The sequence below is a fragment of the Paraclostridium sp. genome, from assembly GCF_051656405.1.
Taxonomy (GTDB): domain Bacteria; phylum Bacillota; class Clostridia; order Peptostreptococcales; family Peptostreptococcaceae; genus Paraclostridium.
This window is the reverse complement of the sequence record NZ_JBOGBV010000075.1, coordinates 1-16,868: the sequence shown is the minus strand read 5'-3', so window position 1 is coordinate 16,868 and position 16,868 is coordinate 1. Positions and strand designations below refer to the sequence as shown.

At 29.0% G+C, this 16,868-nt stretch carries 12 protein-coding genes; 10 read left to right on the top strand and 2 right to left on the bottom strand.

Features of this window, described 5'->3' with window-relative positions:
• Positions 1–5: 5 nt before the first annotated feature.
• A complete protein-coding gene (gene mprF / locus ACRDDE_RS12250) occupies positions 6–2,540 on the top strand; it encodes a bifunctional lysylphosphatidylglycerol flippase/synthetase MprF (protein WP_438627680.1) in 2,535 nt (844 codons plus the stop codon).
• Between the two features lie 37 nt (positions 2,541–2,577).
• On the opposite strand, the gene ACRDDE_RS12245 is transcribed toward mprF, so the two are convergent.
• A complete protein-coding gene (locus ACRDDE_RS12245; protein ID WP_438627678.1) occupies positions 2,578–4,026 on the bottom strand; it encodes an aminoacyl-histidine dipeptidase in 1,449 nt (482 codons plus the stop codon).
• 142 nt (positions 4,027–4,168) lie between these two features.
• On the opposite strand from ACRDDE_RS12245, the gene ACRDDE_RS12240 reads away from it, so the two are divergent.
• The 4 genes from ACRDDE_RS12240 to ACRDDE_RS12225 all read left to right on the top strand — a co-directional run bounded on the left by ACRDDE_RS12240 (position 4,169) and on the right by ACRDDE_RS12225 (position 9,978).
• Positions 4,169–6,547: an endonuclease MutS2 gene (locus ACRDDE_RS12240; protein WP_438627676.1), complete on the top strand. Its 2,379-nt coding sequence runs from the start codon at positions 4,169–4,171 to the stop codon at positions 6,545–6,547.
• An 11-nt stretch (positions 6,548–6,558) separates the two neighbouring features.
• A complete protein-coding gene (locus tag ACRDDE_RS12235) occupies positions 6,559–7,008 on the top strand; it encodes a DUF523 domain-containing protein (RefSeq protein ID WP_438627674.1) in 450 nt (149 codons plus the stop codon).
• A 70-nt stretch (positions 7,009–7,078) separates the two neighbouring features.
• A complete protein-coding gene (gene argS / locus ACRDDE_RS12230; protein ID WP_438627672.1) occupies positions 7,079–8,779 on the top strand; it encodes an arginine--tRNA ligase in 1,701 nt (566 codons plus the stop codon).
• Positions 8,780–9,054: 275 nt separating this feature from the next.
• Positions 9,055–9,978 carry a hypothetical protein gene (locus ACRDDE_RS12225; RefSeq protein WP_438627670.1) on the top strand — a complete coding sequence of 308 codons (924 nt, stop codon included), beginning with the start codon at positions 9,055–9,057 and terminating at the stop codon, positions 9,976–9,978.
• On the opposite strand, the gene ACRDDE_RS12220 is transcribed toward ACRDDE_RS12225, so the two are convergent.
• Positions 9,975–10,175 carry a hypothetical protein gene (locus ACRDDE_RS12220; RefSeq protein WP_021428472.1) on the bottom strand — a complete coding sequence of 67 codons (201 nt, stop codon included), beginning with the start codon at positions 10,173–10,175 and terminating at the stop codon, positions 9,975–9,977. The genes ACRDDE_RS12225 and ACRDDE_RS12220 overlap by 4 nt on opposite strands.
• A gap of 177 nt (positions 10,176–10,352) precedes the next feature.
• On the opposite strand from ACRDDE_RS12220, the gene ACRDDE_RS12215 reads away from it, so the two are divergent.
• From ACRDDE_RS12215 to ACRDDE_RS12195, 5 genes are all read left to right on the top strand, one after another.
• A complete protein-coding gene (locus ACRDDE_RS12215) occupies positions 10,353–12,113 on the top strand; it encodes a B12-binding domain-containing radical SAM protein (protein ID WP_438627668.1) in 1,761 nt (586 codons plus the stop codon).
• A 9-nt stretch (positions 12,114–12,122) separates the two neighbouring features.
• Positions 12,123–13,268, top strand: coding sequence for a tetratricopeptide repeat protein (locus ACRDDE_RS12210; protein ID WP_438627666.1), 1,146 nt, complete (start codon positions 12,123–12,125; stop codon positions 13,266–13,268).
• Between the two features lie 155 nt (positions 13,269–13,423).
• On the top strand, positions 13,424–14,335 hold the full coding sequence (locus tag ACRDDE_RS12205) for a bifunctional enoyl-CoA hydratase/phosphate acetyltransferase (protein ID WP_438627663.1): 912 nt from the start codon (positions 13,424–13,426) through the stop codon (positions 14,333–14,335).
• Between the two features lie 160 nt (positions 14,336–14,495).
• Complete coding sequence (cooS, locus tag ACRDDE_RS12200; protein ID WP_438627661.1) at positions 14,496–16,418, top strand: anaerobic carbon-monoxide dehydrogenase catalytic subunit; 1,923 nt, start codon at positions 14,496–14,498, stop codon at positions 16,416–16,418.
• A 36-nt stretch (positions 16,419–16,454) separates the two neighbouring features.
• Positions 16,455–16,868 (top strand): nucleotide-binding protein (locus ACRDDE_RS12195; RefSeq protein ID WP_438627659.1); only part of this gene is annotated, 414 nt, incomplete at its 3' end.

Below are 16,868 nucleotides of genomic sequence, written 5' to 3'. Positions count from 1 at the left end.
GATAAATGAACAAGCACAAATTGTTTAAATGGCTAAAAATAATTTTTGCATTTGCAATTTTCATTGTAGTAATTAAAGAATTTAAAAATGTATTTGAATCCTTTAATATGGATGTATTTAAAAGGTATGCAGATAAGTTAACAGTGTCAAACATGCTGATAATAGTTTTATTAGGAATAATATCGTATTTACCATTAAGTTTATATGATTTTATACTTAAAAAAAGAGTTGGAATAAAATTAAATAACCTTAAATTATATAAGTATTCATGGATAGCAAGTTCTATTGCTAGTATAGCTGGGTTTGGAGGAAGTACAGCAATAGCGCTAAAAACTAATTTCTATAAAGATCATGTTAAAGATACAAAGCTATTAGTAAAAGAAATATCTAAGATAGTTGCTTTAAATCTTAGTGGTTTTTCTATGGTTTGTTTCGTTTACGTAATAACAAACTTTACAAACATAAAGCTAAACCAATTTGTAAGTATAATGACAGTATTAATAAGTACTTACTTTCCTATATTATCAATATATTTAGTATTTAAATTTTTAAAATCAACAGCAGATCAAAAATCAGATATAAAAGATGCTGTTATTATAATGATTATATCTGCTTTAGAGTGGGTTACTACAATATTCTTAATATATAGCACTATAAGAATTCTAGGAGAACCAGTTCCTGCTGCAAAATTCTTACCAATATTTGTAGTTGCAATTGTTGCAGCAATTGTAAGTATGGCTCCAGGGGGAATAGGATCATTTGATATAACAATGATACTTGGTCTAGAAACTTTAAATGTACCATCAGAAAAGGTATTATTAGCAATGTTTTTATATCGTGTTTCATATTATATAATTCCTTTACTTATAGGACTTTTATTATATGCTCAAGATTACTTTAAAAACTTAAATGATGATGTAAAAGATATAATAATTACAACTTTATCAAAAATTGCACATATAGGACTAGTATTGCTTGTATTATTATCAGGTGTTAGTTTACTAATAACTGAAGCGACTCCTGATTTAGCTCGGAAATTTTTTATATTAAATAAAGTATCTAGTTTTTCGATAGTTCATATACCACAAAGAGTATCTATAGTTATAGGATTCTTATTAATTGCAATGTCTAGAGTAATGATTTATAAATCTAAAGGAATTTATAAACTAACACTAACATTAATAATTGGAGCAGTTGTAATTACTCTGATAAGGGATCCTTGGTATTATAGAAGTGCTTACCTAGCAATAGTTGCAATCTTATTATGGTTTGGTAAAAAGCAATTTTATAGAGAAAGTTTTGTAATGAGATGGGGAGTATTTATACAAGATATAATCTTGCTATTATCATTCCAAGGTTTATACATTTATACGGTTTATGCAAACTTAAATGGGAAAATCGGAAAATTACCTATTGCAAACTATAAGATACAATCTATAAAACATTATGGATTATCTTTATTGGGATTAAGTATAAGTGGACTTATAATTGCTATATTTTTATTATGGATGATTTACAAAATAAATAAAGATAATGATTTTCCTCGAAGACATATAGATGAATGTGAAGAGGATGTTAAAAATATAATCGAAAAGTTTGGAGGATCTCCATTAATACACTATATTTATTTAAAAGATAAATTTGTGTATATAAATGAAACTAAAGATGTTTTACTTCAATACCAAATATCAGCTGATAAAATAGTAATACTTGGAAATCCTGTAGGAAACAAAGAAAAAGTACTTGAAACTATTGAGAACTTTTACAATCTAGCTGATTTATATGGATATTCACCAGTATTCTGTGCTATAGATAAAACTATGATGCCTGACCTACATGAAACTGGTTATGAGTTTATGAAATTAGGCGAAGATGGATTAGTAGACTTAAAAAACTTTACACTAGAAGGTAGAAAAATGAAAAGTGTAAGAAATGCACTTTCTAGAGTAGAAAAAGAAGATTATACATTTGAGATTATATATCCACCATTTTCAGATGAAATGTTTGATCAATTAAAAGAAGTTTCAGATGAATGGTTAGGAGGAAGACAAGAGAAAGGATTCTATATAGGATTCTTTGATAAGGAATATTTAAATAAACAACCTATGGCTATAGTTAGAAACAATAAATATGAGATAAAAGGATTTAGCAATTTAATGCCTATGTATGATACCAATAAAACATTATCCATAGATTTAATGCGTTTTTCACATGAAACATGTAATGGAATAATGGATTTCATATTTGTAAATTTATTTAAATGGGGAAAAGAACAAGGTTATGAAAGATTTAATATGGGTATGGCTCCTTTATCTAATGTAGGTAGATCGAAATACTCATTTTTATCAGAAAAAATAGCGGCACAAATATATTCTCATGGACAAAACTTCTATTCATTTAAAGGATTAAAAAGATTTAAAGAAAAGTATTGTGATATATGGGAAAGTAAATATATGGCGTATAGAAAGAAAACTTCATTACTTACAACTGCATTACAAATAATAATTGTGGCTGAAAAACCAATAGATAAATTGAAATAAAAAAACTCCTCTAATTTAGAGGAGTTTTTTTATTTTACTACTTCATAGATTTTAATATTGCTACTAAGTAGTTCCATGTATTTTCAGTTGAAGATATGCTTAAGTGCTCATTTGGAGTATGAACGTCGTGCATATTAGGTCCAAATGATATAGCTTCAGCATGAGGCATCTTATCAAGTAATAAACCACACTCAAGACCAGCATGTAAAGCCATTATTATAGGCTCTTTACCTGTAAGATTTTTAAATGCTTCAACACATATTTTTTCTAATTCAGAACCTTTAGTATATTCCCAAGCTGGATAGTCACTAATTAATTGAAGACTTCCACCAAACTCAGATATTAAAAGATCCATTCTAGCTGTTATATCTTCTTTAAGTGATTTAACAGAACTTCTAACAGCACACTCAAATGTAACTGTAGAGTCTGTAGTTCTAACAACACCTAAGTTAGTAGAACTTTCAACTAGATTTTCTATATCCATACTCATAGTTTGGATAGCATTTGGTATTAAGTTAAGCATTTTTATAACTCTATTTTTAGAAGTAGAGTCAAGTATTGATTCAGGTGTATTAGTTTCAGAACATACTATTTCAAGCCCTGGATCAGAAGTGCTTAATTCATGTTTAAATGTATTAGTTATATCTTTTACGTGAGTTAAAAACTCATCTATTTGATCGTTGTTAACCATTATTACACAATCAGCTTCACGAGGGATAGCGTTATTTTTAGAACCGCCTTCAACCTTTGCAATATCAAAATCAACATTTAAAGAATTTAAAAGTCTTCCTAATAACTTATTAGCATTTCCTCTTTGTTTTATTATATCCATACCAGAGTGTCCACCAAGTAATCCTTTTATTTCTAATAAATAAGCTTTTCTAGGAGTTTCTGGTTTTACAAAGTTAACTGGTAAAGTTGATAAAGCAGTTACTCCACCTGCACAACTTACTAAAAGATAACCCTCTTCTTCTGAGTCTAAGTTTAATATGTATTTTCCTTTTACTAAACTACCATCTAATGCCATTGCACCAGTCATACCAGCTTCTTCATCAACAGTTACAAGAACCTCTAAAGCTGGGTGAGCTATATCATTAGAAGCAAGTATAGCAAGTCCCATAGCAACAGCTATACCGTTATCAGCACCTAAAGTTGTATCAGTTGCATATATATAATCTCCATCTATTCTTAATTTGATTGGGTCTTTCATAAAATCGTGATTAGTACTTTTATTCTTCTCACAAACCATATCCATATGACCTTGAAGTACTACGCCAGGCGCATTTTCATATCCAGGAGTTGCTGGCTTTCTTATTATTATATTTAGACTCTCATCTTGAATAGTTTCTAACCCTAAGCTTTCACCAAAATTACGTAAGTAGTCACTTATAGCTTTTTCATTTTTTGATCCTCTTGGTATTTGAGATATCTCTTCAAAATACTTAAAAACTAAACTAGGTTGTAAATCTTTTAAAACACTGTTCATAAAAAACATCTCCTTGCTAAAAATTAAATTAAATTATATATATCACAAAATAGATTTGATTATGTATAATATATAAATAGTATAGTACAAAATTACATAAAATACACTTAAAATTTACATAAAAATTTCTTTAGGAGGAAGCATGAATAAAAAATCGTTGAAAATTTTAGAGTTTGATAAGATAACATCATTATTAAAAGAAAAAGCTTCGTCTTCTTTAGGGTTAAAATACATCAATGAATTAGTACCCAGCTCAGACTATGAAGAAGTCAAATACATGCTAGAAGAAACTAGTGAAGCTCAATCGATACTTATAAAAAAAGGTGGAATAAATCTACAAGGCCTACATGATGTAGAAGATAAAGTTAAAAGAGCAAAAGTTGGAGCATCTATAGATCCTGGAAGTTTATTAATGATAGCAGATACTTTGAGGGTAGCTAGGCTTTTAAACAACAATTTATCTTCAAGTGAAGAAGAAGATTTCAATTACCCAATAATACAAGCATTATCAAGTGGACTATACACTTATAGGGAAGTAGAAGACAAAATATACAATGCTATAGTTAGTGAAGTGGAGATTTCAGATAGTGCTTCAAGCGAGTTAAGATCTTTAAGAAGAAAAATAATACAAAAGAATCAATCTATACGTTCTAAATTAAATGGAATAATCAGTTCGTCAACTTACCAAAAATACTTACAAGATGCAATAATATCAATAAGAGGAGATAGATTTGTAGTACCTGTAAAGGCTGAATATAGAGGTCAAGTATCAGGTATAGTTCATGATCAATCATCATCAGGAGCCACTTTATTTATAGAGCCTATGAGTATAGTTGAGATGAACAATGAACTTAGACAATTTAGATTAAAAGAAAAAGAAGAAATAGAAAGAATACTAAGTGAATTATCAGCTATGGTTGGAGATATAAGTGATGATATATTAAGTAATCAAGAAATTCTAGGAAAGATAGATTTCGCATTTGCAAAAGGTAAATTATCATTAGCATTAAAAGGTATAGAACCAAAGCTAAATAAAGAAAATTATATAAATATAAAAAATGGAAGACATCCTTTATTAGATAGAAAAAGTGTGGTAGGAAACGACATAAGACTAGGTGAGGAGTTCCATACATTAGTTATAACAGGGCCTAATACAGGAGGTAAAACTGTTACGATTAAAACTGTAGGACTATTTGCACTTATGGTACAAAGTGGGTTACACATACCTGCAGACTATGGAACGAGTATGTGCGTTTATGACAATGTATTTGCAGATATAGGAGATGAGCAAAGTATAGAACAAAGTTTATCTACATTTTCATCTCATATGACTAATATAGTATCTATATTAAATGAAGTAACTGAAAACTCATTGGTAATATTTGATGAGTTAGGAGCTGGGACAGACCCTGTAGAAGGAGCTGGACTTGCTATAGCTATACTTGAAGATGTAAATATGGCAGGAGCTAAATGTATAGCTACTACTCACTACAGTGAGATAAAGCACTATGCACTTACTAAAGATGGAGTAGAAAATGCAGCAGTAGAATTTGATTTAGAAAACTTAAGACCAACATATAGATTATTTATTGGAGTTCCAGGAAAATCTAATGCATTTGCGATATCTAAAAGGTTAGGATTAAGTGATTATGTAATTAATAGAGCTAAAGAATTTATAGATACAGACACTATAGCTGTTGAAGATGTAATTCATAGCTTAGAAAAATCAAGAGTAGAAGCTGTAGAAGAAAGAGAAGAAGCTGCTAGATTAAGAAAAGAAATTCAAGAACTAAAAGAAGAATATGAATCTAAGTTAGATAAAATAGCAGCTCAAAGAGAGAGATTATTAGAAGAAGCTAGACAAGAAGCCTTTAGAATTACGAGACAAGCTAAAGAAGAAACAGAAGCCGTTATAAAAGAACTTAGAAGATTAGAACAAGAAAGTATGTCTAAAGATAAAAATAGAAAAATTGAAGAATTAAGAAAAGAAATTTCAAATTCTATGGGAGCATTACAGCCAAGTGTAAAAAGCATGATAGTTCCAAAAACATCTTCAAAGGAAATAAAGGAATTAAATCCTGGAGATGAAGTTAAAGTAATAACTTTAAATCAACAAGGATCTGTAGTTACAGTAGATAATAATAAAAAGGAAGCTGTAGTACAAATTGGAATAATGAAAATGAACCTACCGTTTAAATCTTTAGAAAAAGCTAAAAAAGATCCGAAATCTACAGTTACAAAAGCTACTAGAAATGTTATAAAATCTAAATCTGGAAGAGTAAAAAATGATGTGGATTTAAGAGGTATGACTTTAGAAGAAGCTAGAGAAGAAGTAGATAAATACCTTGATGATGCATGTTTAGCAGGCCTTGAAAAAGTAACAGTTATACATGGTATAGGAACAGGAGTATTAAAAAGTGGAATAACTGAAATGTTAAAAAAACATAAACATGTAAAATCTCAAAGACCAGGACAATATGGTGAAGGTGGAATGGGAGTTACAATAGTAACTTTAAAATAAGGAGATAAAAAATGATATTAGTATCAGCGTGTTTATTAGGAATAAACTGTAAATATGATGGCGATAATAACAACCATGAAATAGTTAAGAAATATTTAAGGGGCAAACAATTTGTTTTAGTTTGCCCTGAACAATTAGGGGGATTAAGTACACCAAGAATTCCATGTGAAATTGAAAATGGAAATGGATTTGATGTTTTATCAGGTAAATGTAAAGTTAAAAATAAAGATGGAATAGATACAACAGAAAATTTTATAAAAGGTGCTAAAGAAGCTTTAAAAATAGCACAATTATATAATTGTAGTGAAGCGATTTTAAAGGAAGGAAGTCCGTCTTGTGGAAGTAATAAAATATATGATGGAACATTTACAGGAAAAAAAATTAATGGGGCAGGTGTTACAGCTGCAATCCTAAAAAATCAAGGAATACACATTATCAATGAGAAAGATTTGGAAAAGTAGACAGATACTTGAAAAAAAGTATAATTTGTTTTATCATAAAGTGTTATAAGAATAAGGAAGGAGTACTGATATGCAAGATTTTAAAATAGAAGTAGCCAAATCGTTAAAAGAAAAAATAGAAGATTTATCTTTAGAAGAAATAGTTGGGTTAATAGAAACACCACCTAATAGTGAGATGGGAGATTACGCATTTCCATGCTTTAGATTAGCAAAGGTATTTAGAAAAGCTCCAAATATGATAGCTGCAGATTTAGCTGAAAGTATAGAAGCAAAAGATGCTATATCAAAAGTTGAACCAGCGGGAGGATATGTTAACTTTTTCGTTAATAAATCTCAATTAGCTAAAAATGTTATAAATGATGTATTAACTCAAGGAAAAAAATATGGACATAGTGAATTAGGACAAGATAAGACAGTAGTTATAGACTTCTCATCTCCTAATATAGCTAAGCCTTTCCATATAGGACATATAAGAACAACAGTTATAGGAAATGCTTTATATAAAATATATGATTCTCAAGGATACAACACAGTAAGAGTAAATCACCTTGGAGATTATGGAACTCAATTTGGTAAGCTTATAGTAGCTTTCAAAAAATGGGGAAATAAGGAAGCAGTTGAATCTAACCCAATACCAGAACTATTAAAACTGTACATACAATTCCATGATGAGGCTGAAAAACATCCAGAAATGGAAGATGAAGCTAGAGCTTGGTTTACGAAATTAGAAAATGACGATAAAGAAGCTAAAGATTTATGGCAATGGTTTAGAGATGAAAGTTTAAAAGAATTCTCAAGAGTATATGACTTATTAGATATAGAATTTGACTCATATGCAGGAGAAAGTTTCTATTCAGATAAAATGGATAGAGTAATAGATATAATAAAAGATAAAGGATTATTAGAAGAATCTGAGGGAACAAACATAGTAAATCTAGAAGAATATAACATGACACCAGCGCTTATAACTAAAAAAGATGGGTCAACATTATACATGACTAGAGACTTAGCTGCTGCACTTTACAGAAAAGAAAATTATGATTTTGAAAAGTGTATATACGTAGTTGGATCACAACAAAGTTTACACTTCCAACAACTATTTAAAGTCTTAGAGTTAATAGGATTTGAATGGGCTAAAGATATGGTTCACGTTCCATTTGGAATGGTAGCATTAGAAGAAGGTACAATGTCAACTAGAAAAGGAAGAGTAGTATTTTTAGAGTCTGTATTAAGACAAGCTATAGAGAAAACAAAGGAAACTATGTTAGCTAAAAACCCAAATGCTGAAAATGTAGATGAAATAGCTAAACAAGTTGGAGTTGGAGCTGTAGTATTCCAAGAACTATCTAATAGTAGAATAAAAGACTATACGTTCTCATGGGAAAGAACATTAAGTTTCGAAGGTGAGACAGGTCCATATGTACAATATACTCATGCTAGATGCTGTTCTGTTTTAAGAAAAGCTAACATGGATGTAACTGCAGATGTAGACTATAGTTTATTAAGTGATGCTGACAGTTCGGAAGTTTTAAAGTTAATAGCATCATTTAACAATAGTATATTAGCAGCAATGAGAAAAAATGAACCACATATAGTAACAAGATTTGTATTAGACTTAGCACAAGCATTTAATAAGTTCTATCATGATAATCCTATATTAGTAGATGATATAGAAGTTAAAAAAGCTAGAGTAGCATTAGTTGCAGCTACAAAACAAACTATAGAAAATGCTCTTTCTATATTAGGTATGGGTGCGCCTGAAAGAATGTAGTAAATACACGTTTGTCGAAAAATAATACTTTACATCTAAATTTGGGGTATTGTATAATTAAATTAAGAAATGGCTCTGAAATATGAGTTTATTAGAATCAAAAGATATATATGGAAGTAGAGTATATAAACACTATTCTACTCCCCCCCTACATTTACGGCAGCTAATAGCTGCCTATTTTTTTTAAAAATCAAAGCTATTATATTATAAAAGTATATCAAGTTAATTAATTGATAAAACTATAAAATAGTTTGAGGGTTAGGAAGGTAGTATCTATGAAAGAAGAGTTATTAAAAAAAGCATATATAAATGCATTTAGCATTGAGGATAAATATATAAAAAATATGATTATCTTGAATACTAAGTCTTTAATTGATGATTTAGCTCAGAGATATGTAAAAATAGATAAAAATAGATTAAGAGATGAATTACTTTATTATAGATTTTATGGTGAAAAGCTATTGGATATAAATATAGTAAACATTTTATTACCAGTTATAATATCCAATACAAACATGAAAAAAAGTGAAGAAGAAGTTGTAAAAGTTATAAAATATTATGTATTGTATAATAAGAAAAATGAATATATGAATGATTTTTTAATTTCTAGTTTAATTTACAATACATTAATTCACTCCATTATAGAAAATAAAGACATAGAGTATGAAGAATTGATGCAAAAAATTAAATCAACAATAATTGAATTTACATATGAGATGGAAAAAACAGAAGTTATTAAGTTTGAAATGAAGAGAATACAAGTAATTCAAAGTATAGATAGATATATAGATTTAAAGATAAAAGATTATGAAGATAATGATATAATAAATAATTTACTAAATGTAATACATGATATATATATAAGCGATAGAGATACTAAAATACAAGGAATAAAGAGCATAAAAAAATCTATATTATCTATTTTAGGCTTTGATATAAATGAGAAGATAGATAACATAGATTTTATAAACTCTATGGCAGAATATATTATTAAACTTAGAAAATATAAAATAAATAAAAAAGAATATAATATAAAATCTGACCCGAGATATTTAATAAATTTAGAAATTGGAGATACAAAATCGGATCCAATATTAAATAATATTAAGGTTATATCTAGAAACTTTTCCAATAATGTTTTAAATATAGGAGTGGTTTCTAAAACGGGTGATTATAATTTTAAATTTAAAAGAGCTTAGTCATTAGTTTCTAAATAATCAACAAAAACTTGTTCATCAGTATTTGTTAAAAAGCAAAGTTCTTTTATAAGACTATTTCTAAGGTCGATGAAATCTTCTAAATTGGTATTTTCATAAGTATATTCTAACGCTTTAATAACAAGCAATAAATCTCTTTTAGATAATGCATCAATGGATACTTTGTCAAACAATTTCATACAATACTTCCTTTCATATATAATTTAGTGATTTAAGAAATTTATAATATGATATAATTCTACAATAATATAAAAAAACCTTCTTTTTATACATAATGTTAGAAAAAATAGTACATGTAATATTTTAACAAAAAATAGGTAATTATAGCTAATAAAATTAAAAAAGAGGTGATTTAGTTGAAAATACTTTTAACAACATTAAATTCAAAATTTATACATACAAACTTAGCGATAAGATATTTAAACCAAATGGTTAAAGATATTGAAGATATAGATGTAGATATAAGAGAATATACAATAAATAACGAATTAGATTTCATATTAAAAGATATATATGCTAATAATTATGATGTAATATTATTCTCAACTTATATATGGAATGTAAATGATATAGTAAAAATATGTAACAACCTAAAAAAGGTTAATAAAAACGTTAAAATTGCATTAGGTGGACCTGAAGTAACTTATGATAGTGAAGAGTCTATGAAAAAATATGATTTTGTAGATTACATACTTTATGGAGAAGGAGAGCTTGTATTTAGGGATTTTGTAAAATCTCTAAAAGGAGATATTAATATAAAAGATGTAGATGGCCTTGTTTATAGAAATAATGGAGATATAGTAAAAAACAAACCTATGAAAGATATAGAAAACTTAGACATAATACCTAGTCCTTATATAGATTTAAATAAAGCAGAATATGAAAATAGAATTGTGTATTATGAAACATCTAGAGGATGTCCTTTTAATTGTCAATATTGCTTATCTTCTACATTACAAGGTCTTAGATATTTTAGTATAGACAGAGTAAAAAGCGATTTAAAGGCACTTATAGACGCTAGAGTATCTCAAATAAAATTTATAGATAGAACTTTCAATGCAAATAAAAAATTTGCAATGGAAATAATGCAGTTTTTAATGGAAAATGATAATGACTATACAACATATCATTTTGAAGTTACAGCTCATTTATTAACTGAAGATATGCTAGAGTTTCTAAAGGGATGCAAAGAAGGATTATTCCAATTCGAGATTGGAGTACAAACTACAAATGAAAAAGTATTAGAAGCTGTAGGAAGAAGAGATGACTTTAGTAAACTTTCATATGTAGTTCAAAAAATAGCTTCATATAGAAATATACACCAACATTTAGATTTAATAGCTGGATTACCATATGAGGATTATAATAGTTTTGAAAACTCATTCAATGATGTTTTTAACTTAGGTATAGAGCATCTGCAATTAGGTTTTTTAAAGATGATAAAAGGAACGGGAATAAGAAACAATGCAGATGAACATGAATTTAGATATAAGGATTATCCACCTTATGAAGTTTTATACAACAAATATATAACATACAATGAGATTTTAAAGTTAAAAGATATAGAAGAAATATTAGAAAGATATTTCAATTCAAAAAACTTTGTTCTTTCAATGAGATATATAATTCATAATTACTACAAAGAAAGCCCATTTAAGTTCTTTGAAGATTTTGCAACTTACTTTGATAAAAATGGATATTTTAATATGTCTCAAGGTAAAAATCAATTATATAAAATACTATTAGATTTTTACACTGAAAAAATCAATGAAAATATAGAACTGTTTATTGAAATTATAAAATATGACTATATATCTTTAGGAAAAACATCTAATGTACCAGGTTTTATGAGTAAGATAGAAGTTGAAGATTTTAAAAATAGATGTCATTTATTTTTACAAAACGAAGAAAATATATTAAAATATATACCTAGATTTGAAAATACTCCTGCTAAGCAAATAATAAAGCATGTACATTTTGAGCCTTTTAAGTACGATATATTAAAACTAAAAGAAAATATAAAGGCTGATTTAGAGAAAAAAGAGAGTATAGTTTTATTTGTTTACGATGCTAAAAAGGTGTTTGAGAAATCTAAATCATACACAGTAGAGATATAGGAGGTCAATATGAAGTTTAGAGTTGAAAAATATATATTAAAAAAAGCTGAGGAATTAGCATTTTTAAAAATTAAAAATGGAGCAGACTTTAATTTAAAAGGATACACATTCCCTCAAGGTGGGTTAGATGTGCCTATAAAAAATGATGTATTAGTTAAAGGTATAAAAACTAACACAGCTCAAGATGGGTTAAGTTCTATGTCTATTGCAGATGCAATGATATACATCATGGGAATTGATAGCAATTTTAAATACAATGATGAATATAAAAAGTTTCTTAAAGCTATTGAAGAGAATTTAGATCTAGATTTAAAATCATATATGGGTTATATGTCTAGAAAGTACTTTGAAGTTGGAGATTATACAGATTCTCTAATATATCTAAAGTGTAGTGTAACTTTATATCCAGATGATGTGAATTCACTGTACCATTATGCAATAGTATGCCAAGAGTTAGCTAAGCACCATCAAAAAAATGGTGATGAAAAGCCTATGGAAGCATTCTTATTAGATGCAATAGAAGCTTTAGAGAAAGTTAGAGATTTAGATGAATCATTTGCACTTGCTCATTATCATTTAGGTTATCATTATTACAACCAAAATCAATATATAAAAACTAAGGTTACTTGGGAAGAAGCTATAAAATTAGGATTACCTGAAGACTTTATGGCTGAGATACAAGAAATTTTAGGAAAAATGGATTTTAAAGTTCAATATGAAGAAGGATATAATTTAGTATTCCAAGGTGAAAATGAAGAAGCCTTAGAAAAATTATTGCCATTATCTGATGAGCATGGTGATTGGTGGAACTTATTATTTATGATAGGATTAGCTTATAGAAATATGAATGATGTAGGCCAAGCTAAGAAGTATTTTGAAAAAATACTTATAATAAGACCAAATCAAGTAGATACTTTAGTTGAATTAGGGCTTTGCGAAGCATCTAGTTATAATATGAAAGGTGCTATAGAGTACTTTGAGAAAGCAGCAAAATTAAAGAAAGAAGATCCAGAAATACTTTGTAATTTAGGAATGGCATATCTAAATGATGGAGATTTAGACAATGCTACTTACTATATAGAAAGAGCATATGAAATAGATCCACAAGATGAAGTTACACTTGCTTGTTTAAGAGAGTTAAATAACTTTAGATAATATAATAAAAAAAGCTATAAAGAATAAATCTTTATAGCTTTTTTTTATTATTAAAAGGAGTAAATAAAGCGATGTCAAATAGATTAATTGTAGCTTTAAAAATTTATACACATATTTAGAATAGGGCAAAAGTAAAGATATAAGGAGGAGTTACAATGATCAACAACTTAGAAGACATAATAAAGGAATTAAAGGTAAACAAAAAAGTTAAATTAGCAGTAGCAGCAGCCCAAGATGAAGAAGTTTTACATGCTGTTTTGGATGCAATGAATATGAATATAATAGATCCGATTTTAATAGGAAATTTAGAAAAGATAAAGTTAATAGCTAAAGATCTAGGTTTAAATTTGGAAAAAACTGAAATGATTGAAGCTGAAAGCTACGAAGAATGTGCAGAAATTGCAGTTAAATTAGTAAGTAGCAAAAAAGCTGATTTTTTAATGAAAGGATTATTGGATACATCTATACTATTAAAACAGGTTTTAAATAAAGAGTATGGATTAAGAACTGATAGTTTACTAAGTCATGTAATGATATATGAAGTACCAAATTATCACAAATTATTAATACTAACTGACGGAGGCATGAATATAAGCCCTAATTATGAGCAAAAAGAAAAAATAGTTTTAAATGCAATAAAAGCTTGTGAGTCGCTTAATATTGATAATATAAAAATTGCAGCATTAGCTGCTAAGGAAAAAGTAAATGAAAAGATGCAGGCAACTATAGATGGTAAAAAGTTGCAAGATGCAAGTGAAGCCGGAATCTTTGGGCCAAATGTTACCCTAGAAGGGCCTTTGGCATTTGACTTAGCTGTATCACAAGAAGCATCTAAAGTAAAAGGTTTTAAAAGTAAAATTTCAGGGGATGTAGATGTAATTTTAGTACCTACAATAGAAGTTGGAAATGGAATAGGGAAATCTTTAACATATTTTTCAAATGCAAAATCTGCAGGAGTTATAATGGGGGCTAAAAGCCCAATTGTACTTGTTTCAAGGGCTGACAGCCATGAATCAAAGCTATACTCTATAGCATATGGAGCATTAATAGCTATGAAAGCTAGATAATATGTAAATTTTGTTAAAAAGTTACCTAAATTTATAGTGAAAGTATTATATATAATTGCTATAATTTAGGTAATTAATAAATATAAAATGCGGCAATGAATGTAGCTTATACAAAACAAAATACTTCTCTTAATTAAATTTATAAAAAGGGGATAGATATATGAGTGAAAAAATATGGTCAATTGATTTGAATACTCAGCTTATGTTGGAGAAGGCTAAAAAAGATGGGGTAGAAACAGCGTTTGATAGAAAGGCTGCTATGAAAGCTGCCTGTGGGTTTGGATTACAAGGAAATTGTTGTAGAATATGTGCAATGGGACCTTGTAGAATAACTCCAAAAACACCAAGAGGTATATGTGGAGCAGATGCAGACACTATAGTTGGAAGAAACTTTGCAAGAATGGTAGCTGGAGGGGCAGCAGCTCACTCTGACCATGCAAGAGATATAGCACACACAATGGCACTTGCTAATCCAGATGGAAATTATAAAATAAGAGATGAGAAAAAACTATTAGACTTAGCAACAGAATGGGGAGTTGCTACAGAAGATAGAGATATATATGATATAGCTCATGAGGTAGCAGATGTAGCTTTAATGGAATTTGGTAAACCTCATGGAACATTAAGATTCTTAGAAAGAGCACCTAAACAAAGACAAGAAGTTTGGGAAAAATATAAAATTAAACCAAGAGCTATAGATAGAGAGATTGTAACAATAATGCACTCTACTCATATTGGATGTACATCAGACTTAGATAGTTTAATACATATGAGTATGAGAACATCTTTAGCAGATGGTTGGGGTGGATCTATGATAGGAACACGTTTTAGTGATATCTTATTTGGAACACCTATACCAAGAGAAACAGAAGCAAACTTAGGAGTATTAGAAAATAATAAAGTAAATATAATATTACATGGTCATGAACCTTCACTATCAGAGATGGTAGTATTAGCGGCAGAAGATCCAGAAATGATAGCTTTAGCAAAAGAGGTTGGAGCTGAAGGTATTAACTTAGCAGGAATGTGCTGTACAGCTAATGAGGTTACTATGAGACATGGAGTTAAGATGGCTGGAAACTTCCATCAACAAGAATTAGCAATTTTAACTGGAGCAGTTGAAGCTGTTATAGTAGACGTTCAATGTATATTCCCAGCACTAGCATCATTATCAGATTGCTATCACACTAAATTCATAACTACATCACCAAAAGCAAAAATCACAGGAGCAACTCACATAGAATTCAACGAAGAAGAAGCATTAGAATCAGCAAAAGGTATAGTAAAAGAAGCTATATTAAACTATAAAAATAGAAAAGAAGAAAAAGTCTTTATACCAGAGGGGAAATCGTTCGCAACGGTTGGATATAGTATAGAAGCTATATTATCTCAATTAGATAGAGTTGTGAACTCACAAATAGATGAACCAGGAACTATAAAACCATTAGTAGACTGTCTAAAATCTGGAGTTTTAAGAGGGGCAGTTGGTATAGTCGGATGTAATAACCCTAAAACAGTAGGTGATGAAGGTCACATAACTGTAATGAAGGAATTAATAAAAAATGACATAATAGTAGTTGCAACAGGATGTGCAGCTCAAGCAGCAGCTAAACATGGCTTATTAAGTAAAGATGCTAGAAAATTAGCAGGTAAAGGATTAGCTACAGTTTGTGAGTTAGCAGATATACCACCAGTACTTCATATGGGTTCATGTGTTGATATAAGTCGTATATTAGAAGTTGTAGCAGCTTGTGCTAGCTATTTAGATTTAGATATGAATGATCTTCCAGTAGCTGGGGCTGCACCAGAGTGGATGTCAGAGAAGGCTGTTGCAATAGCATGCTACGTTGTATCTTCAGGAATAGATACATTCTTAGGTGTTATGCCTCCTGTTGGTGGTTCTGCTAATATGGTAGAAAAATTAACTAATACAATTACTGAGCATGTAGGAGCTAAGTTTGCAGTACATGAAAATCCGCAAGAGTTAGCAAGTGCAATAGTTAATAATATAGAATCTAAACGTCCTCATTTTGAAGAGGTAGTATACGAGAAAAATAATAAAAAAGTTACAGCAGAAGCTTAAAAAATAAAAATAAACTAATGACAGAGGGAGAGAGATATGAAAATAGCAATAACAGGTAAAGGTGGAGTAGGAAAAACAACTTTTTCTTCAATGTTAGCAAGAACATTTGCTGATGAAGGATATAGAGTTGTAGCAGTTGATGCAGATCCAGATGCAAACTTAGGTTTAGCATTAGGTTTTCCAACTGAAATTTCAGAATCGATAACTCCAATTTCAGAAATGAAAAAATTAGTTTCTGAAAGAACAGGAGCTGAAGCTCAAAGCTTTGGAAAAATGTTTAAAATGAATCCTAAGGTAGATGATATTCCAGCCTTATACTGTAAGGAATACAACAATGTAAGGTTACTTACTTTAGGAACTGTTGATTCTGGAGGATCGGGATGTGTATGTCCAGAACATGTTTTATTAAAAAGATTATGTTCTCATTTGATACTACAAAATAAAGATGTA